Source organism: Dorea sp. AM58-8 (genome assembly GCF_003464045.1).
Classification (GTDB): domain Bacteria; phylum Bacillota; class Clostridia; order Lachnospirales; family Lachnospiraceae; genus Claveliimonas; species Claveliimonas ammoniilytica.
This window is the reverse complement of record NZ_QSDM01000001.1, coordinates 222945-245146: the sequence shown is the minus strand read 5'-3', so window position 1 is coordinate 245146 and position 22202 is coordinate 222945. Positions and strand designations below refer to the sequence as shown.

Sequence of the window (22202 nt, the reverse complement as noted above, 5' to 3'; positions counted from 1 at the left end):
ACTCCAACTTTCCTTTCGCAGCGTTTTCTCTGATAAGGCAGGCAGAATGCCCACTCAATATCCGGTATCACTTTGGACAGGCAATTCAATTTTCAAGGTACAAAAAAGGGATTTTTTTAAGATTTGTGTTACCCCTTCACTAATCGCATATTAGAAAAGGGATTTTTTAACCATTCAGAAAAACTTTTTTATTTTCTATTCCGAAATGCCTCGTAATTTCAAGATATGTATTCTATAATAAAATAAAAAAGGAGCTATCATGGGTAAATGCCAACGATCTTGTCCCGCTTGTGGACGAAAAATGAAACAACAATTCATTGGGCTGAAACACTGTTCTTGTGGAGTAAGCTGGAAAAAAGATATTGGATACTTTGAACGTACTCCAGATATGATATTTTCTTTGAAACATCAAATAATCAACGGAAAGCGAAAAACTTTTCCTCACATAAGTTATCAATCTACTGAAAAAGAATGACTTTACGACATCTTGTCGCAAAGTCACCCTTTTTTAAAAAGCACCGCCTACAATTCCTAAATTATGTAGAATAGAACGCAGTTCTGACAAAATACGTTTTCTTCGATTATAAATAGTCTTCCGGCTACACTCCATAATTTGAGCTGCATCTTTGATTGTCACTTCTTCAAAAAATAGCAAATAAATCAAACGGGCATCTTCCTTTGCCAACCGGGCTATTCCTTCCCGTACTTTTGCTTCATACAACTTACAAAGTACCGTTTCCTCTGTATCATATTTTTCTTCTTCCAAATCTCCGTATCCATTCAGTGCCTCTAAACTACACACCCTTTGTTTCTTCTGCCTTTCCATCTGGTATCTTTCTTTTCGTCTGGACTGATACCATTCTAAGTATACTTCTCTGGTCACTTCAATCAGTGAACCGTCGGGCATTCTCAATACATAGCTTTTTCTCTCTTTTGGCTTTTTCCCTCGCATTCAGTTTTTCCTCCTCTTATACAGCCTCTTTCCATTCCATACATTTTTTACGAAGCCGTGTGACTGCTCTTGTCAGGATTTTTGATACGGCGGCATGAGAAACACCGAGTTTTTCTGCAATTTCACTTTGAGATTTCTGCTCCCAAAAATACTCGAAAACTACTTCTTTCTGCCGTTCTGTCAGTAATCCAAGTAATTCCTGTATCATTTCTTTCCTTATCGCTGTTTCCAAAACAGTTGCTTCTAAAGAACCCAAAACTCCCCATTCTTCTGAAACTGCACTATAAGAAATGCTTTTTCTCTGTTGCCTTGTTTCCAGATTTCGATTGATACGATCTTCACCCTCTAAAATTAAGCGAAGATACCAAGCCTCTTTTTCAAACCATTGCTCTGAAATTTCATTTTGTTCCATCTCATAGCGATAATTCTGACAATCCCAAATAGGAAATACCGTTGCAAGACCAGATATTTCATAAAGGGCATATCCATTTTGATAAACGGAAATTTTTACATTCGTAGCAATGCTTTTTGACACAAATATTGTGCCATGTGTTTTTAAATACTTTGCAGTTGGGTAATTTTCTTCCAGAACTGGAACCGGCATGAAATGTTTTAATTCCGCTAATGTAAGCATATTCTGACCACCTTTCAACGGGCAGCCAGAAATACCAGATTGAATGTGTGTTAAGGCAATAGAAAACAGCCCCAGACATACCCGTTTTTTTTAACGGGACTGGAACCTTCCATAGCCCTCTGTTTCTCACTTACTGGATTTCTTACGCTTAGTGTAACAGTTTCGCTTACTATTTTCCTCAACGGGTGTGTAGAACCTGACTACTCTTATCCGTAGAAATTTTTAAACGGTTTTTCTCCATACTTTCGATCAAGGCATTCATGGTATGCTTTAAAATCTCCTGCTCATTTTCCTTCAATTCCTGTACTCTGCTGGAAAATGCAGATACCCATATCTTTGTTTCATTTACCTCTGTGCTTACTCCAAGCAGCGTATTTGCATCTACCCCAAGAGCCTTTACAATTTTTGCAAATTCCCACTGACATTGCCATCTGTCCCCCTTCAATACGGCTGATCGTATTGGTACTGACACCGGATTTCTCAGCAAGAATTTCCTGTGAAAATTCCCTTTCCTTCCGACACTCCCGAATACGATTTCCTAAGATGATTAACTCCTGTGATACTGCCCGGTTCCCCAAAATAGTCCCTCCTTTCTTTTCCAAAATCTTACCTTGCGCCATGATGTCGTAAAGTTCCAAAACGCAAAAAGGCAGCCATTTTCAGGCTGCCAAACATGCTCAACTCTTATCATCTTCTACTTTATCAACTTTTTTATTGCTTTATAAAGTTGTAATACCATAAAAACAAACAATAAAAAAAGTTTCCACACTAATACAACTCCCCCTATTATGCCTCCAATCAGCATTTGAAACACCAACATGGCAATCGTGCTTCCCACATCTCTCTTTCGTGGAACAATCCATATCTGCATCTTACGGATTCCAAAAGGAATCCCTACCAGTATCCATAACTTTAAATAATCACAGTTTCCTCCTTCTACACAAAATGGATAAAAAATCACTGTCCACAATAACACCTCTGTCACAAAAATCATACGGCAAAAAATTTCCTGCCTCATTTTCCCCATCCTCCTCCGTATAAATCATGGTTTACTTCTGCCTGATAGTAATGATTGATTGTCAAAACGGAATTATAAAGTGCTGTTAAAAGATAGGACTTAATGTTCCCGACTTTCGTTGTATTTTTATTCAGGCAAAGACAGACATACTCAATATGGGCATGTGTCAATTTCATAAACTGGCTTTTTACCAGTGATACTAATTTATCTTCTCCGGCAATCCGAATTTTTCCCTGATCCGGCATTACCATAACTTCTACCATCAATTCCACCAACTCATCAACTTCTTCTCTTGCATGTGGGGTATCATTCCGGAAACACTCATACGAAATGTTTTCCCGAATTATTTCCCGGTATGTATTCCTCTGCTCAATCTCATCTATCGTTTTTTCTTTTTCCGGACAGATAAGATTTGATAGGATACTACTACTCTCTGTTTCATTATTCTCTGTCTTGTTAATATCAGTATTATTACATTGTGATTTTGGAAATTCTTGAATTGTGGTTTTCACAACTCCTGAATTGTGATTTTCATCATTCTTGAATTGTGATTTTGGACATTCCTGAATTGTGGTTTTCACAACTCTTGAATTGTGATTTTCACAATTCTGGAAGTTTTCTTCTCCAATTTCTTCATTTTCCTGCATTTTTATCTCCATATTTTCTAAAATTTCCTTCTCACCGTTCAAATATGGCTCCTTTTCCAATTCTTCTGCTCCTATGTCTATGGGTTCCCCATCTTCTGAATTGTGATTTTCATCATTCTTGAATTGTGATTTTGGACATTCCTGAATTGTGGTTTTCACAACTCCTGAATTGTGATTTTCACAATTCTGCAAATCAGGCATATCCCCATTTTCTTCGTCATTTTTCTGAACCAAGAAATTTTTCACATAAATTACATTTGGTCTGCCAAGTCCCAAACGCTTTTTTTCAATCAATCCAATCCCTTTTTCACTGTCCAATTCTTTCAACAATTTTACCGCTTTTTGTGTTCCGCAGTTTAATAATTCTGCAATTTCCTCTACAGTAAAAATAATGTATACCCGTTCTTCTTCGTCCAGCCAATGATTTTTCATGCTGAGGCTCATACGGTCTAATAATAGACCGTAGAGTACCCTTGCTTCACAAGAAAGCTCTTTAAAGCATTCTGCAGTGAACAGAATTTTAGGAACACGGTAAAAACTGTACTGCTCTGCCTCCATTCCCCTATAATAATCAAATTGTATCTTCTCCATGCTCCAATTCCTCCTCTCTGCCATTTTTCCATTCTTCCAGCAAGGTATAAATTACATTCTCTATCTCTTGTTTTGTATACGCAGGTGGAAAGTAACTGCTGATTTTCTTCGCTGAAATCGTTACTCCATTCCCGCTATTTTTCTTTTTTAATAGCAGTCCATATATGGCATTTCCGTCCAGTTTTTTCTCTTCACTAAACATCTTGATTGCTTCTGCCTGTGCTGCTGTTGGAATAATTTCACAATTTCTCATTGCCTCCAAAACAAGCTCCTGTTCTTCTCTTGTAAGATAAGACAGTTTTTCTCCTACAATCATAGGGACTTTCTTCACATCAACAAGGTCTAATAGTCCGCTGATCAAATTTGCCAGACGAATATATCTCTGAACGGTTCTTCCGCTGTCACCTGCTGTTTCTCCTACCATTTCAGCAGTATATTTTTTCCCTTTACTTCCCTGATGTTTCAACGCCTCATACTTCATTTTATAAGCGAATGCTTTTTCACTTGGCAGAATATCCTCTCTTTGGATATTGGTATCCACCATAATCACCGTCGCAGTATCATCATCTATATCCCGAATAATGACAGGCATTTCTTCTAACCCGGCAAGTTCACAGGCTCTCCACCTGCGATGTCCTGCTACTACCTCATATCCGCCATCTGGATAAGGGCGGACAATCCCCGGCATCAAAATCCCGTATTGCTTGACGCTCTCTACGGTTTCTTCCATTTTTTCATCATCCAGCACATGGAACGGGTGATTTTTAAATGGGTGCAGTAAATCAATCGGAACAGAAGTAACTACTTCACCACTTACTGGTTCTTCCTTACCAAACAGATCATCAAAAGAAGAAAGTTTTACTTTTTCTGCGCTCTTACTCCTCATGTGCAAGCACCTCCTCTGTCAGACAAACATATCCTTTTGCTACTATCCCTTTCGGATCATGCAGATAAATACTCTTTCCTTCTGCTGTTGTTTCTGCAGCCCGAACAGACAGAGGAATACAATTCTTAAAAATATGTACTCTTGTCCCGTATACCTGCCGGATTTGTTCAGCTATATCTCTTGCAAAATTTGTTCTTCGGTCAACCTTTGTAAATAAAATTCCCATGATAGAAAGCTGAGGATTTAATTTTCTGTGTACTCTCCCAATCGTTTTAATCAACTGCTGAAGTCCTTTTACCGGAAGATACGCTGCTTCTACTGGGATCAGCACATAATCTGACGCTACCAGTGCATTGATTGTGATCATTCCCAGTGACGGCATACAATCAATCAGAATATAGTCATACTCTGCCTTTACCGTATCAAGATATTGTTTTAATATCATTTCCCTGCTCATAACATTCACCAGTGCAGTTTCCAATCCTGCCAGTTCAATATTCGCTGGAATAAAGGCAATGCCTTCATCATGCCAGATAATCCCCTCATTTGGTTCAACATCTTCATCATTGATTACTTTTTCCATGATTGTTACTAAGGTAACTTCCAACTCGTCCGGCTCCTGTATCCCTAAACTTGCAGCCATACTTCCCTGTGCATCGGCTTCTATTAAAAGAACTCTTTTTCCTTCTCTTGCTAAGCCAATCCCTAAATTGACACAAGTTGTTGTCTTTCCGACTCCACCTTTTTGATTTGCGATTGCGATTACTTTACACATACTTATCTTCCGCCTTTCTTTTCTTCTATCTCTGCGTACATACGAAAATATTTTGTAGTTCCTTTATTGGAAAACAGGTCAGATACCTGCAGCACCGCTATCTGAGGGTGCTGCTCCAACTTTTCCCGAAACCATCGAATATCTGATTTTGTTCCCTGAACTCTGACTTTTAACATGCCCCTTCTCCTCTAAAAGCAATATTCCGGATAACGAATTTTTATTGCCTCCCAAAAGTATCTCGCATACCCACAGCAAAATAACTCCTCCGGTGTATATCCTGCATGCTCCTGTAATTTCGCTTCTTCACTTTCATAGTCATATACGCTCGGTGTACCGTTACAGTATAAATTAAAAGCCATACGGACAATCCTTACGCTGCCACTGGTCTGCCACCCTTCTTGAGGCATTCTGTTTTTACATATCCTGTTCTCAAATCGTAAATACAATCTATATTGACTCTTGTATCTTCACTAATCCCAAGACAATAAATCAAGGCTTTGTGATACACATCTTGGCGGCGGCATTTTTTCATATATGTTTGATAAAAGTCTTTGTGTTTCTCGTTTCTGAAGATAATTGTGTTTGTGATTTCTTTCTCTGCTCTTAACGCTGTGTTATTCATATTTTTCCCTCCTGATAGCTTTAACTTTTAGGGTGCTTTTAAATATTCCAGTAATTTGTGTAAACTTCGCTGAAGATTGTGGATATACATTTTACTCGATTTGCATGTTGTGTAATACTCAATTTGATGTGATTTTAGACGGTTTTAGACGGTCTTTAATGATATATTGCCCTTTTTCCCTTTGGCAATAAAAAAAGCCCTGAAAACCTTATAAACACTTGGAAATAGTGTGTTTACAAGGCTCTCAGAGCCTATAAAACTCTAATTAAATTTCAGATTGAAAACTTTGCTTAATTGCCCATCTGAGCTGCAACTTCAGCTGCGAAGTCTTCGTTCTTCTTCTCAAGACCTTCACCTGTCTCGAAACGAACGAACTTCTTAACTGTCAGGTTAGCACCTGTCTCTTTTGCAACTTTCTCTACATACTTAGCAACTGTAAGATCTCCGTCCTGAACGTATACCTGATCCAGCAGACAAATCTCTTTCATCTCTTTATTAAGACGTCCGATCAGCATCTTCTCGATGATGTTATCTGGCTTGTTAGCATTCTTAGGATCGTTCTTAGCCTGAGCAAGAAGAATCTCTTTCTCTTTGTCAAGGAACTCCTGAGATACTTCATCACGAGATACATACTTCGGAGACATAGCTGCAACCTGCATAGCTACGTTCTTCAGGCATGTCTTAATCTCATCGTTGACAACATCTGTATCAGCCTCTACGAGAACACCGATACGTCCGCCACCGTGAATATAAGCAACGATACATCCGTCAGACTCAAGCTTCTCGAATCTTCTGATGTTAAGGTTCTCACCGATTACAGCGATCTTCTCTGTCAGAGCATCTTTAACTGTCTTAGATGCATCCTCATTCCAAGCCTCAGCCATGAATGAATCCATATCTTTAGAATCAGAACCGATTGCCTGATTAACAACAGCCTTAACAAATCCCTGGAACTCAGCGTTCTTTGCTACGAAGTCTGTCTCAGAGTTAACTTCAACGATTGCTGCTGTCTTGTCATCACGAACTTCAGCCATAACAATACCTTCTGCTGCGATACGGCCAGCTTTTTTAACAGCCTTAGCTTCTCCGTTCTTTCTCAGAAACTCGATTGCTTCTTCCATGTTACCGTTTGTCTCATTCAGAGCCTTCTTACAGTCCATCATTCCGGCACCGGTCAGTTCTCTTAACTCTTTTACCATACTAGCTGTGATTGCCATCTTTCATTTCCTCCTGTCGCTTGATACTTATTACTCTTCAACTGCCTCTGCAGCTTCTTCTACGTTCTCTTCGTATCCTGCTTCACCCTGTCTTGCTTCGATAACAGCATCTGCCATCTTAGAAACAATCAGTTTTACAGCGCGGATAGCGTCATCGTTTCCAGGAATTACATAGTCCAGTTCTTCCGGATCACAGTTAGTATCTGCGATTCCGATAAGCGGAATACCAAGTGTGTGTGCTTCCTGAACACAGATTCTTTCTTTCTTAGGATCTACGATAAAGATAGCATCTGGGAGCTTCTTCATATCTTTGATACCGCCAAGGTTCTTCTCAAGTTTCTCCCACTCTTTCTTAAGCTGGATAACTTCTTTCTTAGGCAGTACATCGAATGTTCCGTCTTCAGACATTCTCTCGATATCTTTCAGGCGTGCGATTCTGCTCTTGATTGTCTTGAAGTTTGTAAGCATACCTCCAAGCCATCTCTCATTTACATAAAACATTCCGCAACGTTCAGCTTCTACTTTGATAGCATCCTGAGCCTGTTTCTTAGTTCCTACAAAAAGAATGTTTCCACCCTCTGCTGCGATATCAGCTACTGCTTTGTATGCATCGTCAACCATTCCTACTGATTTCTGCAGGTCGATGATGTAGATACCGTTACGCTCTGTGTAGATATACGGAGCCATTTTAGGATTCCATCTTCTTGTCTGATGTCCGAAATGAACACCTGCTTCTAAAAGTTGCTTCATTGAAATAACGCTCATGTTTCTTTCCTCCATTTGGTTTTTTACTTCCGCGCCTCTCATGTCCTATGAAACCGGTTTTTTTCGAAAACTTAGGCACCTTCACAGGTATCGTTGCGCGTGTTTTTTTGCGACCTTTGAATTTTATCATAAAAAATGCGTAAATGCAAGGTATTTTCTGCATTTACGCAACTTTTATGCAACATTCTGCATTTGTTAATTTTCACTATTCCTATATCTGTCTTACAGCACTCTTCGAACACACCTCAACGTACGATACTGGCAGTTAGAAAATTCTACAATACCTACACCTGGTGAAGAGGCATGGATAATACCGCCTGATCCGTTATATATACCAACATGACCGTAATAACACAGAAGGTCTCCCGCCTTTGCCTGCGATAACGGAATCTCTACACCACACAATGCCTGTTCGGAATCTACTCTTGGAAGTGATACTCCAAATGCTGCATAGATCTGCTGAGTGAATCCGGAACAGTCAATTCCATTCGTCAGGCTGTTACCGCCGTATACATACGGATTACCGATAAACTGCCTTGCATACGCCACTACTGCTGCTCCGTCTCTTCCCTGTGGCGGCACATAACTGCTGTTATTAGACGATGAATTGTTGGAACTATTATTTCCACTGTTGCCGGAATTATTATTGGAATTCGAATTCGAATTACCTGAATTACTATTGCTGTTCGAATTATTATTACTCTGCTGTGTATTATTCTGAGTCGTATTCGTCTGTGTATTCGGAGCAGCCGCTGCTGCCTGCGCAGCTTCTTCCTGCGCTTTCCGCTCAGCTTCCTGTCTTGCAGCTATCGCATCCTGAATACTCTGATCCAACTGTGCGATCTCAGACTGCTTATCTTCCAGTGTAGCTGTAAGAGAGCTTTCTCGCCCTCCAACTCAGTCTGCATCGTCTGCATCTGCTCATATTCATCCTGCAGATCATTCTTCATCGTCTCGACCTGCTTGGTGGTTGCCTCGTATTCACTGAGCTTATCCCTGTCATAGGAATGTACTTCTGCCACATATTCTGCTTTATTCAAAAGATCTGTAAAACTGGTGGATGAAAATAATGTCTCAAGCAGACTGCTATTCCCCTCTTCGTACATATACTTAATACGAAGCTTCATTGACTCATACTGCTCAGTCTGCTTTGCAGCAGCTTCCTCTAAATCATCTCCCGCCTTTTCAACCTCTTCCTGCTTCTTATCCAGATCAGCTTCAAGTGTATCAATTTTATCCAGAGTCTGTGTCAACTGTTCCTGAAGAGAACCAGCTTCCGTCTCTGCCTGATCTTTGTTCTTTTGCATATCTTCCAATGTAGTAGCAAAAACAGGTGACACGATCATGGAACTGATCAACAACGCGGTTAACAACGCCTGTACAATTCTATTCTTCATATCTATCCCTCTTATTCTGTTCTTATACTTAAATTACCCCTACTATACTTTTATAGCATACTACATTTTGCAGGTCATTTCAATGTATATTTCGTGTTTTGTAATACTTTTGTAACATTTTTATTAAGATATTTCTTTGTTCTCACTATATCCCGTCGGTTTTTCATCAATCTGCTTGATCTGCAAATAAATAATTGCCGCAATTGTTGCCGCTCCTACCGTAACGATACCGATCACACGAATATCTGCCATCATGCGGTCAAATATCTGATACTTCGTGGCAAAAAGTGCAAGCAGATTCGCCGTAACATGGGCAACAATCGGCGCAAGCACGGAACCGTATTTTTCACATAGCCATGCAAACATCAGTCCCATCAGGAATCCATATAACATCTGTACAAAATTGCCGTGAAAAATGCCAAACACTACTGATGTATAGATGATTGCTAGCTTCGCACCAGTATCTTCCCGCATTCTTCGGAACATCAGGCCACGAAACACCAACTCTTCAGCAATCGGTGATAAAATTGCAAGGCATACAATCTGTACTGCAAACGGCGCACTGTACATTGATGTAGCTGTAGTCTCATACGTAGCACTCAATGCACTCAGATTACCGATCAAAATCAAATTATTCAGCGCCAGGCTTGCGCCTCCTGCAAATACTACTACCAGCACGTATTTCCAAAGCGGTGCTTTCTTATTCGTTGCAACTCCATAGTATTTTTCACGGTTTCTGTCACGATGATACAGAAACAGCATCACCGGTATTACAACCAATGCTGTTGCACCACTAATGATGGTTGTGTATTTCTGCATCATATTCATTAATTTCGTAGCAAACTGCATCATAGCTGTCTGATTCTCATATGCTGCCACCACTTCCTTCGTATGTGCATTCATATACTGGTACATCACTACCACTGCCGCCGCCATACTAACAGCAATCTGAATGCCCCATTCTATAATGAAAGGGCCCCATATGCGCCAGAACCTCTGGCCATAACTGAGGCGCGGCATATGCCCCGGTCTCTGTTGATTATTCTGATTATCCATAATGTATCTCTCTTTCTAAGCTGTTCTTTTATAAATATCTTTATCAAACTCTTCTTATTCTACTTCGCATAGCACAAATGTGCAATTAAAAATTTATAAACTCTTCATTGCTTTACATTCCCTGACATCTGAAATATAATAAAATAAAACGGCAGTAAAGGAGTATACAGTTATGGAAAATCAAAAGCAACGCGTATATGACGCATTAGACAAACTTGGTATTAAATATGAAGTCGTAGAGCATGAACCTGTTCACACCATGGAGGATATGGACAGACTCGGACTACCTGAAAAAGGAACCCTCTGTAAGAATCTGTTTCTCCGCGATTCCAAAGGCAAGCGCCACTTCTTAGTGACCGCTGATGAAAAGACTAAGATTGATCTCAAAGCACTGGGTCGTACCCTTGGAGCAGGAACTTTAAGTTTTGCTTCTGAAGAACGTCTGGAAAAATATCTCGGACTAAAACAGGGCAGTGTATCTCCTTTTGGACTGATGAACGATACTGATCATGCAGTAGAATTCTTCATTGACAAGAGCCTGAGCCGTTGCAAGAGCCTCGGTATCCATCCTTTGGAGAATACAGCTACCGTATTTCTGTCATTTAAAGATCTGGACAAGTTCCTCTGGAATTTTGATGTAGATGTAATTAAAATAAAGCTTTAATTTCCATTTCGGTGCCTGTGAGGCTTCCCTGAACCATTTCCGGTTTACCACCTCCGCGAGCACCGAATTTTTCTTTCAACTTCTGATTGAGCAGTCTCACATCTTCCGTTTTGCTTCCGATTACATATCGATAGCCATCCTGATCCGTTCCACCAAATGCGCCGCACACAGATGCACCTCTTTCCAGCAACAGATTCACTATCTCTCTCAGGTCATCCCCGACAAGCTTCTCATCAAAAACGCATACCGCACCGTCACCAACCTCTACTTCTGCTGCTTTATACTGAAGCCGCTCTTTTTGCATAGATGCCAGTTCCAGTTTCAGACCACTCTGTTCTGTCTTCAGCCGTTCCACGCCTTCTGCTATCTTTTCTTCTTTCTCACACAGCAGTGCACTGATCTGTTTTACAGACTGATGTTTTCTCTGATAATCTGCAAGTGCTCTTGCTCCACTCAGCATATGAATGCGCTCTCCACCTTTATAATTTGCCATGCCGACCAGCTTGATCAGGCCAATCTGTCCAGTGTATGCCACATGCGGTGCACAGCACGCGCAGAGATCCACACCCGGGATCTCAATAATGCGCACCTGTCCCTCAATCTCAATCTTGCTGCGATAATCCAGTTCATGCAATTCTTCTTTTGCAGGATACAGCACATTTACCGGAAAATTTTGGAATATTGCCTGATTGGCTTCATTCTCAATCTCAAGAAGCTGTTCTTTTGTGATTGGTCCATTAAAGTCCATCGTACAGTAGTCGTCCGCCAGATGGAATCCCACATTGTTATATCCAAATCTGTGATGTACAATTCCTGACACAATGTGCTCACCACTATGCTGCTGCATCCGGTCAAACCGCTTCTCCCAATCCAGTTTACCATGTGCACTTTTTCCAGCTTCTATTGGTGCATCTATTATATGGAATATCACTCCATCTTTCTCTTTTGTATCTGTAACCCGGATCTCATCAAGATATCCGGTATCTCCATATTGTCCGCCGCCCTCAGGAAAAAAGGCAGTTCTGTCAAGAACCGCCTTGTATCCGTCTTTATATGGTTCACAGGACAATACTGTTGCATCAAACTCTGCCATAAAAGCATCTTCGTAAAACAATTTCACAGTATTTTCCATCATCTTCTCCTACCTTTTTCTTACATACGCTCCGGTGCTTCAAATCCCAGCACATCAATACAAGACTCCAGCACTTCCTTTGTAAGTGTTAACAGTGCAATATAACCTGCTTTCTTAGCCTCATCCTCTTCCGCAAGAATCTTGGTCTCATGATAGAAACGGTTAAATACATTGGCCAGATCATAAATGTATGCACAAATCTTGTGCGGAGCAGTCTCCATAGCGGCTGTCTTCATCACTGCATTATATTTGCCAACTTCCAGCATAAGTGCTTTTTCACAGTCTGCTGATGGAATATTGCAATGAATATCTTCCGTCACACCACCATTTTCTTTATATTTGTTCAGAATTGATTTAATACGAACGATGGTATACAGAATATACGGTCCTGTATTTCCTTCAAACGAAGTAAATCTGTCGATATCAAACACATAATCCTTGCCTGCCTGATTAGACAGATCACCATACTTCAGCGCAGCAAGTCCCACTTTCTGTGCTGCTTCTTCAGCTTCCGCTCCCTCGATGGTGCGGTTATCTGTGATCTTCTGATACATTTTCTGATTAATCTCTGCAATCAGATTCTCCAGACGCATAACTCCACCTTCTCTGGTCTTAAACGGCTTACCGTCTTTACCGTTCATCGTACCAAATCCGATAAACTTAAGCTCTGTTGAAGCTGGAACAATACCAGTCTTCTTAGCGGCACGGAATACCTGTGTAAAATGCATCTCCTGACGTTTATCAGCAAGATAGACTACGCGGTTCGGCTTGTAATCTTCTTCTCTCTGGATCAAAGTTGCAAGGTCTGTTGTTCCGTACAGTGATGCTCCGTCCGATTTCTGGATCAGACATGGTGGAATCTCTTTGGTATCAGTCTCTTCTTTGACATCGATAACCAGGGCTCCATCATCTAAGCGTGCGAATCCATCTTTCTTGAACTGCTCCAACATATCCGGAATATACTTCTGCGCATCAGACTCACCCTTCCAGAGATCAAACTCTACATTCAGTCTCTGATAATTCTTCTTAATATCGGCAACAGAAATATTAACAATATGATTCCAGAGTGCACGATATCCTCTATGTCCATTCTGAAGCAGATAGGTCGCATGAAGCGCTTCTTCACGGTAATCTTCATGTTCTTTTGCATATCCGCTGGCTGTCGGATAGATCTCTTCCAGCTCACTGATGGTAAATGGTGCTTCTTCCGGATAATCTCCTGTATAAGACTCATCATAATACGGCAGCTCAGGTTTGCGCTTTTTAAGCTCAGTAATGATCAGACCCATCTGATATCCCCAGTCACCCAGATGAATATCGCCAAGCACCTTATGTCCCATCTTACGGAACATACGCTTTACACTTTCACCAATAACTGCTGAACGCAGATGTCCTACGTGAAGCGGCTTCGCTACATTAGGTCCGCCATAATCGATCACGATCATCTCCGGATTCTCTGCCTGTTCCAGTCCAAGATCATCATCCTCAGCCATCTGATTCACGTAATCGGCCACAAATTCTTCCTTAAGATTCAGATTGATGAATCCCGGCTTAACTGCCTCTGCTTTTGCAAAGCAGTCACTGCCCTGAAGATGTGCTACCACATCTTCTGCAATCATGATTGGTGCTTTATGATAAGTCTTGGCTCCCGCCATAGCGCCGTTGCACTGATATTCACACAGATCCGGACGGTTAGAAATGGTAACTTTTGCAAGTTCTTTTCCATATCCAGCCTGTTCAAATGCTTTCGCAATTTCCAATTCAATGAGCTCTATTATCTGCTTCATTCCTTTTCCTCCATTCGTATCGTCTAACTCTTCATATCATACCCACAATATCCCCGAAAGTCAAGGTGTGCACATTTCTCCGTTGCATTTTCCGAATGAATGTGCTAATATACTAGATGTCTCTGTAGCTCAGTGGATAGAGCGCCGCCCTCCGGAGGCGGGTGCGCCAGTTCGATTCTGGTCAGAGACGGTTTACAGGTATCGCATATGCGGTACCTGTTTTATTCTACAATCACATCACACATTTTCTCACTCTGTCATAATAATACGCATGATCCGACAGATATTCCTCTGCATTTACCTGGCTTCCATTAATTTCCTGAATCACGGCATTCAGTTCTTCTTTCGGAAGTGCTCCGCTCTCTGGCAATATGATCATCTCATGAACGCTGCTCGGCAAAATATAGAAGTTCTCTTTCAGATACAACGCAAGCATCTCCAGACGTCCTGGATACAACACTGCTGCCGCTCCAAAACTTCGCATTTGATTCGTCAACACATACATGCTTTCTTCTGCTGTCAGATGATCTTCTATCTCCTCCACACCAAGCATTTCCGTAAGCAATGCACACATATTGGTCAACTCATACGGCAATAACTTTTCTGTATTAAGCATTGCATTCTGATACAGATCTTCTGTACTTGTATTCCACCACTCAAGCTGTTCTTTTTTAATCAGCATCGCTGCCTGCTGCATCTGATGTTCATCCATTTCCAGCAACAAATAAAATACGATTGCCAGATCCTTCCACGGCATATACGGAACCTCACTGAGAAGCTTTTTGTTCTTCTCACGATTGATCAGACGATATACAATTTTATTTTTCACACCGGGGAATTCATAGATCCAGTCTTCTTTCCACGAATGCTCAATGCGTACCTTCTGATAGATCTTCATGATCTGCTCCGCTAATGTATGCATATCAGTCCCATATTGATACTTTTCATAAAATTCTTCCAGATAAATGGTTGGGGATATATTGATATTCTTCTCAGACAAACGGATACCACATCTTAAATATCCGTTATTCTTCAGAGTCTTCTGGACCGATACCAGCAGATTATCACTCACAAGACTCTTTAGTTCCAGTTCCATTCCGCTCACAAACTCTTCGTATGACATACAAACTCCTTTCACCCTGTTCCAGGCAGATTGCGCCATAATCATGGACTGCATTGTTCTACGCGAAATCGACTGTATAGATTTGAACAGCCGGCGATGCCGGCAAAATATTATGGTAAACTGATTATAAAAAAGCCCTGCACAAAATGCAAGGCTTTTTTTGATTCTTTTTTAATTAGTTAGCACGTGACAGATATTCACCTGTACGAGTATCGATCTTAATTTTTTCTCCCTGATCTACGAACAGCGGTACCATAACCTGAGCTCCTGTCTCTACGATAGCCGGCTTCGTAGCTCCTGTAGCTGTGTTACCCTTAACACCCGGCTCAGATTCTGTGACCACAAGCTCTACGGTGATCGGTGGCTCGATTGCAAATGCATTACCCTGGTAGAAGCTTACTGTAACTTCTTCGTTCTCCTTAACGAACTTCATAGAATCTCCGGCTTCCTCAGCGCTGATCATAATCTGCTCATATGTCTCATTGTCCATGTAGTTATAGAACTCACCGTCGTTGTACAGGTACTGCATTTTCTTTCTCTCGATGTGAGCCTGCTCAAATGTCTCTGTAGGACGGAATGTTGTCTCTACTACACCACCGTTAATGATATCTTTCATCTTAACACGAACAAATGCTGCTCCTTTACCCGGTTTAACATGCATAAAGTCGATAACCTGACATACCTTTCCATTCACTTCAATAGTAATACCATTACGGATATCTCCTGCTGATACTTTAGCCATTACATAATCCTCCTTAAATTGCGCACTGCGCTTACGTTCTCAATCTTTTACCATTTTATAATACATATCATCATTTTTCAACCTTTTTTTCCCTAGCAAGGCTACGCTTGTAGAAAAAGAGCACAATCCTTTCAAGATATCGCTTTAAAACGATCTGTATCTCTTCCTTGGGGTTCATTGGTTTAACTAAAATGCTCGGAATACCGCTACGTTTTGCACCCCACACATCTGTAAATAACTGATCTCCAATAAATACAGTTGAAGAACGATCTGTTCCCATGATCTCCATTGCCTTAATGTAATTCTTCTTAGACGGCTTATGTGCATTATACACATAAGCTACCTGAATCTTTTCATTAAACATCTTTACACGCGGTTCCTTATTATTGGAAATCAGACAACACTGAAAACCAATCTTTTTCAATCGTTCAAACAGTTGGATTGCTCGATCATCTGCCGGTGCTCCATGCGGTACCAGCGTATTATCAATGTCGAAAATCAGACCTCTGTATCCTTTTTTATATAATTCTTCAAAATCGATTACATATGCAGAAACCATATATCGATCTGGATAAAATGCACGAAACATACTTATATCTCCGCTCTTGTCAGCTTCTGAACCAGTTCTTCACAAATTGTAAGCACATCCTTATCATCTGTATTCACTACGATATCAGCTGCTGCCTCATATTTTTCTCTGCGCTGTTCCATCAATTCAGATATACCAGCTACATTCTTACGCCCCTGCAAAACCGGACGATCATTGTTATCCTTTACACGCTCATAAATCGTTTCCGGACTCGCTGTAAGAAGAACTACCTTGCCATTCTTCTTCATTTCCTCAACATTGCGCTCGCGCATTGCTACACCACCGCCACAGGAAATAACAACATTTTTCTTATCCTGCATCTCGATCAGAAGATCTGTCTCGAGATTACGGAAATATTCTTCACCATAAGTAGCAAAAATATCCGGAATACTCATCTCTTCTCTGTCAGCGATTAACTGATCCATCTCAACGATTTCCATATCGAATACAGTGCTGAGGTAATCTGAAATTGTGGTCTTACCTGCTCCCATGAATCCAATCAGCACGATATTATAATCAAAAAGCTTTCTTGCCTGAATACGCTTACTGTTACGGCGAATACGACGGAATACATCTTCAATCTCTTCACTGTATTTGTTGCCATCCAGCTTAATCTCAAGCTGTCTTTCCTGCTTTTCTTCCTGCTTTGGCTGTATGATAGACATGCCATACTCTTCCTTGTACGCCATGATCTTTTCTATGATTGAATTTCTCTCAACCAAAGCGTCAATGATCTTATCATCGCACAATGCAAGCTGCTCTCTGTATAATTCCAAATCATTCATTGCTGCTATGTCTCCTCCTGTTATTTTCTCTTTCGTCTAAAAGCCTGAATTTTCAGTTTTTAATTATATCAATTTTGTCACTGATACGCAACAAAAACTTACTCCTTATCCATTTCAAGAGCTGAATCATCAACAGATTTGCAAACGCAAGCACGCACATCCATGTTAAACACTTTGGATTCAGTGATACTGTCTGAAACATTCCGGATAATCCCGGTACATAGATTACTGCCAGAAGCATTACACTTCCCAACACAAACGCACCTGTAAGAAATGGATTATTCCAAAATCTTTTCGTAAATATTACAGTGTGGTCAGATTTACAATTGTATCCATGTACTAGCCGTCCAAGGCACAGTGTACCGAAAGCCAATGTTTTTGCGAGGATTACATTACCTGTTCCTGTTGTATTTTCACCTAGTCCAATTGTAAATGCAATAGATGTCATCACACCAATACATAAGCCTTCTACACCGATTTTCAACAAATTCTCCCCCTCCAGCAATGAGTTGCTGCGCTTCTCCGGTTTCATTTTCATCGATGCCGGATCCTGCGGTTCCAGTCCAAGCGCGATAGCCGGAAGACTGTCCGTTAGCAGATTGATAAATAACAGGTGCACCGGAGCAAATGGTATCGGAAGTCCGGCAAGCGATGCATAAAGTACCGTCAATATAGCACCTAAATTTCCTGAAAGCAGGAATCCAATGGAATGGCGTATATTTTCAAAAATACTACGTCCACGTTCCACAGCCTTTATGATAGTAGCAAAATTATCATCCGCAAGTACAATAGCCGCCGCTTCTTTCGCCACATCTGTTCCTGTAATTCCCATTGCCACACCAACATCTGCCTGTTTAAGTGCCGGGGCATCATTCACCCCATCACCTGTCATAGCTACGATATTGCCTTTCCGCTGCCATGCTTTTACAATTCGAATCTTGTGTTCAGGTGCCACTCTGGCATAGACTGATACTCGTTCCACATATTCTTCCAGATCTTCATCTGACATTCCATCAATATCTGCGCCTTCACACACCAGATCACCTTCCTGTAAAATGCCAATTCGCTTAGCGATTGCTGCTGCTGTAATTTTATGGTCACCGGTAATCATTACCGGACGGATACCTGCTTCGATACAGGACTGTACCGCCGCTTTCGATTCTTCTCTAGGTGGATCCATCATCGCTGTCATCCCCAGGAACACCAGATTCTCTTCTTCATTCTCATCCAGATCAGAATTCGAGTCTAATATACGATACCCAAACGCCAGTACTCGCAAACCATTTTCAGCATATGTCTGATTCTGCTGTTCAATTTTTCTTCTATCTGACTCTGAAATTTTATATTCCATTCCATCACGTGCAATTTTTTTCATAAGTGGCAGCATTCTGTCAACTGCGCCCTTTACAATCATTACCCGCTCTGCACCAGTATCATGAACTGTGGTCATCATTTTACGCGTACTGTCGAATGGTCTCTCACCAATTCTCGGATTCTGCCTTCTCACAGTCTCCGCATCTATGCCTGCTTTTGCTGCCATATTAATTAAGGAAGTCTCCGTTGGATCCCCAAGTTCTTTTTCCTCTGTACAGACCGCATCATTACATAACACACTATATATCATTAATTTTTGAAATTCCGGCAGCTGTCTGGTCTTCTCATATTCTAATGACATATCTTTTCCATCTGCATAGCAGGCTTCTACCGTCATTTTATTCTGGGTAAGTGTTCCTGTTTTGTCTGAACAGATTACAGATACTCTGCCAAGACCTTCTACTGCATGAAGTTTTCGGACAATGGCATGTTCTTTTGCCATCTCGCCTGTTCCCATGGATAACACAATTGTCACAATAGAACTTAACGCTTCCGGTATCGCAGCCACTGCCAATGCTACTGCAAAAAGAAATGCGTCTGCAATCCCCTCACCACGCCATACACTGACGCCAAACAAGATGCCACAGAACACAAGAATTACTACAGACAGCTTCTTTCCAAATTCATCAAGACTTTTCTGCAACGGACTTTTTTTCTCTGCCGCTTCATCCAAAAGTCCTGCAATCTTTCCCATTTCAGTCTGCATACCGATTTCTGTCACCAGAAATGTTCCTCTTCCAGCTGTAACAAAACTTCCGGCAAATACACGATCGGTCTGATCTCCCAGTGAATTTCCAATCGCAGCTTTATCCAGAGTTTTTTCTGCCGGAAGACTTTCTCCCGTCAACATACTCTCATCAATCTTCAGATCCATGCATCTCAGAAGTCTTCGTCTGCCGGAACTCTGTCACCAGCCTCCAAAATCACCTCGTCCTCCATTGTTACTTCCGACGCTGGGATTTTGTTTACCTCACCGTCCCGAAAAACGGTTGCCTCTGGTGCAGAAAGTTCAGCAAGGCTATTAATTGACTGTTCTGCTTTGATTGTCTGTACAGTTCCCAGAATCGCATTCATTGTAATCACCACGAGAATCACGATACTGCTCTTAATATCACCCAGAAGTCCTGATATAGCTGCAGATACGATCAGAATGATTACCAGAAAATCTTTATACTGTTCCAGAAACACTCGCGGAATACTAAGTTTCTTTTTTTCTCTGATTTCGTTCATACCATACCTTTTCTGATTTTCCTGTGCTTGTTTTGATGTAAGCATAGTCTGTCTCCTTTCTCTGTCTGTCCAAAGCATGTGCATCCTCACAAAGATTTAAACACTTCTCCTGTAAACTCGCCATAATAATCGAGTAGGTACGATTCATGGCGGTTTATTGTACAAAAAAAGAGACTTTTATTGCACAACAACTGTACAATAAAGTCTCACTATTTCATTGCGATACGGATGCTCTGCATCGTACTGACGACATCGCAAACATATCTGTCATAACAACTACTGCAACAAACAGATATGTCAGTTACTCCCTTTTACATATTTTCAGTATATCCTTTGTCAGGCTTATTTGTCAAGAACGGCTTTGATATCTTTCCGAAATGTCTTCCACGCATCTTCATTTTCTACAAAATATTTTGGACAATTCTTTCCTGTCACATCATAATGTCGGATCACATCATTCTCATTCAAGTCAAATTTCAAACATAACCACGCACAGAGCTGAACCATAGAGCGATATGTCGCATCATTGAACTTTCCTGTATCATCCGGATGACAGCACTCAATCGATACCGTATCATGATTCCTGGAGTTAGACGCATACGCTACTTCCCAGGTAGGCACACACTGTACAATCTCACCATCCAGTCCTACCACAAAATTACTACTTGCTTTCGTAATATGACTGTCCTTCAGTCCTTCAAAATAATTACGGTTATCCATTGCAGTAGATCCCGGATTAGCCGTATAGTGCACCACAATTCCCGTAATCTGGTCTGTTGCAGTACCTGGTCTGGAATAAGGGTTCTCTGTAAGAAGTTCCACATCTATATCAGGCTTCACTGCTTCAATATCCTCTCCCGCATTTTCACTATAAGCTCTTTTGAATGGATTTACGCCTGTAACCCGCAGTACAACCAATGCCACGCAGAGGATGCCAAGTACTGCCATCCCCAGTTTCATATACTTTCTGAGACGGTTCTGCCTCTGTCTCGGGGTACACTGACGTTTCTTATAACTTCTCTTTCGTCTCTTAAACTTCATGTTTCTTCTCCTGTATACTCATAGTAACACATGTTTCGAAACATTTTATAAATTACTGCTTATGATTTTCTTATCTTTTACGTTCTCTACATAGCACCACAAGCTGTTATCTTATAAAAAACGATACATCGATGATGTTTTTAAAACCTCACCTTTCAAAAGCACCGGATTTGGAAATTCACTGTGATGAATGGCATCCGGATAATTCTGTGTTTCAAAACAGATGCCACTTCGCTTACCGTAGATTGCTCCCGCTTTTCCCTGCTCATCATTCAGGTAATTACCTGCATATACCTGCACTCCCGGACGATCTGTATAGACTTCCATCGTAATTCCACTCTCATTACCGGTAAGTTCTGCCGCTTTGCGAAAACCGTCACCATTAATCGTCCAATTGTGATCATATCCATTGCCATCAACCAATGCTTTATAATTTTCTTCAATATCTCGCCCAATTACCTTTTTTACACGAAAATCCATCGGAGTTCCTTCCACTGGAATGATTCTTCCAGTCGGAATGGATCCCTCGTCTGTTTCTGTATATCCATCCGCATTTACCAGAAGTTCATGTGCAAGAATCGTGCCTGACTCATGACCGTTCAAATTAAAATATGCATGATTAGTCATATTCCAGATAGTGTCAGCATCACTCTCTGCACAATAAGAGATATAGAGACCATTATCCTCTTTCAGTTCATAAGTCACTCTCACGTTCATAGCTCCCGGATATCCCTGATCTTCATCTGGGCTATGCAATTCAAAAACGACATGTCTGTCATCCGCTTCCAAGGTCTTCCAGAGGCGTTTCTGGTACACATCAGGACCGCTATGAAGATTATCATTTCCCTTGTTTTTGCTGAGATGATATACATTTCCATTCAATTCAAATTCTGCTCCACCGGTACGGTTTGCTACTCGACCTACGGTTGCGCCAATGGCTTCACCGCCAGCCTCATAGCCTGCCGCATTATCATATCCCAGCAGAACATCTCTGACTTTTCCATTGGCATCTGGGACCAATGCTGCTACCCAGGACGCACCATAATCAGACACATGCATCTCCAACCCGTTATCATTCTTCAATACATATAATGACGTACTTTTACCATCTTTTATTACTCCAAAATCCTTTTTCATACTTTTCTCCTAATATTCGTAATATTAAAGAAACGGTG

Annotated in this window: 22 protein-coding genes, 1 tRNA gene and 3 pseudogenes; 2 read left to right on the top strand and 24 right to left on the bottom strand. The window is 41.0% G+C overall.

Going from position 1 to position 22202, the window contains the following annotated elements; translation table 11 throughout:
• Positions 1-508 precede the first annotated feature (508 nt).
• The 15 genes and pseudogenes from DXA18_RS01310 to DXA18_RS01250 form a co-directional block, all read right to left on the bottom strand.
• Entirely contained in the window at positions 509-952 is a 444-nt protein-coding gene (locus tag DXA18_RS01310) for an RNA polymerase sigma factor (RefSeq protein WP_118382346.1), read from the bottom strand.
• Between the two features lie 16 nt (positions 953-968).
• A complete protein-coding gene (locus DXA18_RS01305; protein ID WP_009461705.1) occupies positions 969-1586 on the bottom strand; it encodes a sigma-70 family RNA polymerase sigma factor in 618 nt (205 codons plus the stop codon).
• A gap of 178 nt (positions 1587-1764) precedes the next feature.
• On the bottom strand, positions 1765-2058 hold the full coding sequence (locus tag DXA18_RS01300; RefSeq protein ID WP_243006994.1) for a hypothetical protein: 294 nt from the start codon (positions 2056-2058) through the stop codon (positions 1765-1767).
• 4 nt (positions 2059-2062) lie between these two features.
• A pseudogene (locus tag DXA18_RS17235) lies at positions 2063-2206 on the bottom strand (helix-turn-helix domain-containing protein); the annotation flags it as partial.
• Positions 2207-2280: 74 nt separating this feature from the next.
• Positions 2281-2604, bottom strand: coding sequence for a DUF6050 family protein (locus tag DXA18_RS01295; protein WP_009461707.1), 324 nt, complete (start codon positions 2602-2604; stop codon positions 2281-2283).
• Positions 2601-3842, bottom strand: a complete 1242-nt coding sequence (locus DXA18_RS01290; RefSeq protein ID WP_118382344.1) for a DUF6017 domain-containing protein — start codon at positions 3840-3842, stop codon at positions 2601-2603. The genes DXA18_RS01295 and DXA18_RS01290 overlap by 4 nt, the downstream gene beginning before the upstream one ends.
• Complete coding sequence (locus DXA18_RS01285) at positions 3823-4728, bottom strand: ParB/RepB/Spo0J family partition protein (protein ID WP_118382343.1); 906 nt, start codon at positions 4726-4728, stop codon at positions 3823-3825. Before DXA18_RS01285 ends, DXA18_RS01290 begins: the two co-directional genes overlap by 20 nt.
• Positions 4718-5503, bottom strand: coding sequence for a ParA family protein (locus DXA18_RS01280; protein WP_118382342.1), 786 nt, complete (start codon positions 5501-5503; stop codon positions 4718-4720). The genes DXA18_RS01285 and DXA18_RS01280 overlap by 11 nt, the downstream gene beginning before the upstream one ends.
• Positions 5504-5505: 2 nt before the next feature.
• Complete coding sequence (locus DXA18_RS15735; protein ID WP_004611644.1) at positions 5506-5679, bottom strand: hypothetical protein; 174 nt, start codon at positions 5677-5679, stop codon at positions 5506-5508.
• Positions 5680-5691: 12 nt separating this feature from the next.
• Positions 5692-6035: pseudogene (locus tag DXA18_RS01275) on the bottom strand (DUF6075 family protein).
• Between the two features lie 380 nt (positions 6036-6415).
• Positions 6416-7342, bottom strand: coding sequence for a translation elongation factor Ts (tsf, locus tag DXA18_RS01270; protein WP_118382341.1), 927 nt, complete (start codon positions 7340-7342; stop codon positions 6416-6418).
• Between the two features lie 30 nt (positions 7343-7372).
• Positions 7373-8107, bottom strand: coding sequence for a 30S ribosomal protein S2 (gene rpsB / locus DXA18_RS01265; protein ID WP_147590763.1), 735 nt, complete (start codon positions 8105-8107; stop codon positions 7373-7375).
• 222 nt (positions 8108-8329) lie between these two features.
• On the bottom strand, positions 8330-8941 hold the full coding sequence (locus tag DXA18_RS01260; RefSeq protein WP_158567069.1) for a C40 family peptidase: 612 nt from the start codon (positions 8939-8941) through the stop codon (positions 8330-8332).
• The gene (locus DXA18_RS01255) at positions 8914-9504 is read right to left on the bottom strand and encodes a coiled-coil domain-containing protein (RefSeq protein ID WP_118382338.1); all 591 of its coding nucleotides are present in this window, start codon (positions 9502-9504) and stop codon (positions 8914-8916) included. The genes DXA18_RS01260 and DXA18_RS01255 overlap by 28 nt, the downstream gene beginning before the upstream one ends.
• A gap of 123 nt (positions 9505-9627) precedes the next feature.
• Entirely contained in the window at positions 9628-10560 is a 933-nt protein-coding gene (locus DXA18_RS01250) for a CPBP family intramembrane glutamic endopeptidase (RefSeq protein ID WP_118382337.1), read from the bottom strand.
• Between the two features lie 172 nt (positions 10561-10732).
• Here DXA18_RS01250 and DXA18_RS01245 point away from each other — a divergent pair, with 172 nt between their 5' ends.
• Positions 10733-11224 (top strand): prolyl-tRNA synthetase associated domain-containing protein, encoded by a 492-nt coding sequence (locus tag DXA18_RS01245; RefSeq protein WP_118382336.1) that lies wholly within the window; start codon positions 10733-10735, stop codon positions 11222-11224.
• On the opposite strand, the gene DXA18_RS01240 is transcribed toward DXA18_RS01245, so the two are convergent.
• Entirely contained in the window at positions 11208-12359 is a 1152-nt protein-coding gene (locus DXA18_RS01240) for an alanyl-tRNA editing protein (protein WP_243006988.1), read from the bottom strand. The two genes, DXA18_RS01245 and DXA18_RS01240, sit on opposite strands and share 17 nt — an antisense overlap.
• A 17-nt stretch (positions 12360-12376) precedes the next feature.
• On the bottom strand, positions 12377-14143 hold the full coding sequence (gene argS / locus DXA18_RS01235; protein WP_118382334.1) for an arginine--tRNA ligase: 1767 nt from the start codon (positions 14141-14143) through the stop codon (positions 12377-12379).
• Positions 14144-14261: 118 nt separating this feature from the next.
• Here argS and DXA18_RS01230 point away from each other — a divergent pair.
• Positions 14262-14333: transfer RNA gene (locus tag DXA18_RS01230), tRNA-Arg, on the top strand.
• Positions 14334-14375: 42 nt separating this feature from the next.
• Here the strand turns inward: DXA18_RS01230 and DXA18_RS01225 are convergent.
• From DXA18_RS01225 to DXA18_RS01195, 7 genes and pseudogenes are all read right to left on the bottom strand, one after another.
• Complete coding sequence (locus DXA18_RS01225; RefSeq protein WP_118382333.1) at positions 14376-15266, bottom strand: DUF5688 family protein; 891 nt, start codon at positions 15264-15266, stop codon at positions 14376-14378.
• A 175-nt stretch (positions 15267-15441) separates the two neighbouring features.
• Positions 15442-16008, bottom strand: coding sequence for an elongation factor P (gene efp, locus DXA18_RS01220; protein WP_118382332.1), 567 nt, complete (start codon positions 16006-16008; stop codon positions 15442-15444).
• A 70-nt stretch (positions 16009-16078) separates the two neighbouring features.
• The gene (locus DXA18_RS01215; protein WP_118382331.1) at positions 16079-16597 is read right to left on the bottom strand and encodes a YqeG family HAD IIIA-type phosphatase; all 519 of its coding nucleotides are present in this window, start codon (positions 16595-16597) and stop codon (positions 16079-16081) included.
• A 2-nt stretch (positions 16598-16599) separates the two neighbouring features.
• Positions 16600-17382 carry a shikimate kinase gene (locus tag DXA18_RS01210; RefSeq protein WP_118382330.1) on the bottom strand — a complete coding sequence of 261 codons (783 nt, stop codon included), beginning with the start codon at positions 17380-17382 and terminating at the stop codon, positions 16600-16602.
• 52 nt (positions 17383-17434) lie between these two features.
• A pseudogene (locus DXA18_RS01205) lies at positions 17435-20031 on the bottom strand (cation-translocating P-type ATPase).
• A gap of 297 nt (positions 20032-20328) precedes the next feature.
• Positions 20329-21027: a peptidoglycan recognition protein family protein gene (locus DXA18_RS01200; protein WP_118382329.1), complete on the bottom strand. Its 699-nt coding sequence runs from the start codon at positions 21025-21027 to the stop codon at positions 20329-20331.
• A gap of 111 nt (positions 21028-21138) precedes the next feature.
• Positions 21139-22164 (bottom strand): aldose epimerase family protein, encoded by a 1026-nt coding sequence (locus DXA18_RS01195; protein WP_118382328.1) that lies wholly within the window; start codon positions 22162-22164, stop codon positions 21139-21141.
• Between the last annotated feature and the right edge of the window lie 38 nt (positions 22165-22202).

What these genes read in the sequence shown, in the direction of transcription:
- DXA18_RS01310 (WP_118382346.1), bottom strand. Translation starts at nt 952, where the DNA reads ATGCGAGGGAAAAAGCCAAAAGAGAGAAAAAGCTATGTATTGAGAATG.
- DXA18_RS01305 (WP_009461705.1), bottom strand. Translation starts at nt 1,586, where the DNA reads ATGCTTACATTAGCGGAATTAAAACATTTCATGCCGGTTCCAGTTCTG.
- DXA18_RS01295 (WP_009461707.1), bottom strand. Translation starts at nt 2,604, where the DNA reads ATGAGGCAGGAAATTTTTTGCCGTATGATTTTTGTGACAGAGGTGTTA.
- DXA18_RS01290 (WP_118382344.1), bottom strand. Translation starts at nt 3,842, where the DNA reads ATGGAGAAGATACAATTTGATTATTATAGGGGAATGGAGGCAGAGCAG.
- DXA18_RS01285 (WP_118382343.1), bottom strand. Translation starts at nt 4,728, where the DNA reads ATGAGGAGTAAGAGCGCAGAAAAAGTAAAACTTTCTTCTTTTGATGAT.
- DXA18_RS01280 (WP_118382342.1), bottom strand. Translation starts at nt 5,503, where the DNA reads ATGTGTAAAGTAATCGCAATCGCAAATCAAAAAGGTGGAGTCGGAAAG.
- DXA18_RS15735 (WP_004611644.1), bottom strand. Translation starts at nt 5,679, where the DNA reads ATGTTAAAAGTCAGAGTTCAGGGAACAAAATCAGATATTCGATGGTTT.
- tsf (WP_118382341.1), bottom strand. Translation starts at nt 7,342, where the DNA reads ATGGCAATCACAGCTAGTATGGTAAAAGAGTTAAGAGAACTGACCGGT.
- rpsB (WP_147590763.1), bottom strand. Translation starts at nt 8,107, where the DNA reads ATGAGCGTTATTTCAATGAAGCAACTTTTAGAAGCAGGTGTTCATTTC.
- DXA18_RS01255 (WP_118382338.1), bottom strand. Translation starts at nt 9,504, where the DNA reads ATGAAGAATAGAATTGTACAGGCGTTGTTAACCGCGTTGTTGATCAGT.
- DXA18_RS01250 (WP_118382337.1), bottom strand. Translation starts at nt 10,560, where the DNA reads ATGGATAATCAGAATAATCAACAGAGACCGGGGCATATGCCGCGCCTC.
- DXA18_RS01245 (WP_118382336.1), top strand. Translation starts at nt 10,733, where the DNA reads ATGGAAAATCAAAAGCAACGCGTATATGACGCATTAGACAAACTTGGT.
- DXA18_RS01240 (WP_243006988.1), bottom strand. Translation starts at nt 12,359, where the DNA reads ATGATGGAAAATACTGTGAAATTGTTTTACGAAGATGCTTTTATGGCA.
- argS (WP_118382334.1), bottom strand. Translation starts at nt 14,143, where the DNA reads ATGAAGCAGATAATAGAGCTCATTGAATTGGAAATTGCGAAAGCATTT.
- DXA18_RS01225 (WP_118382333.1), bottom strand. Translation starts at nt 15,266, where the DNA reads ATGTCATACGAAGAGTTTGTGAGCGGAATGGAACTGGAACTAAAGAGT.
- efp (WP_118382332.1), bottom strand. Translation starts at nt 16,008, where the DNA reads ATGGCTAAAGTATCAGCAGGAGATATCCGTAATGGTATTACTATTGAA.
- DXA18_RS01215 (WP_118382331.1), bottom strand. Translation starts at nt 16,597, where the DNA reads ATGTTTCGTGCATTTTATCCAGATCGATATATGGTTTCTGCATATGTA.
- DXA18_RS01210 (WP_118382330.1), bottom strand. Translation starts at nt 17,382, where the DNA reads ATGAATGATTTGGAATTATACAGAGAGCAGCTTGCATTGTGCGATGAT.
- DXA18_RS01200 (WP_118382329.1), bottom strand. Translation starts at nt 21,027, where the DNA reads ATGAAGTTTAAGAGACGAAAGAGAAGTTATAAGAAACGTCAGTGTACC.
- DXA18_RS01195 (WP_118382328.1), bottom strand. Translation starts at nt 22,164, where the DNA reads ATGAAAAAGGATTTTGGAGTAATAAAAGATGGTAAAAGTACGTCATTA.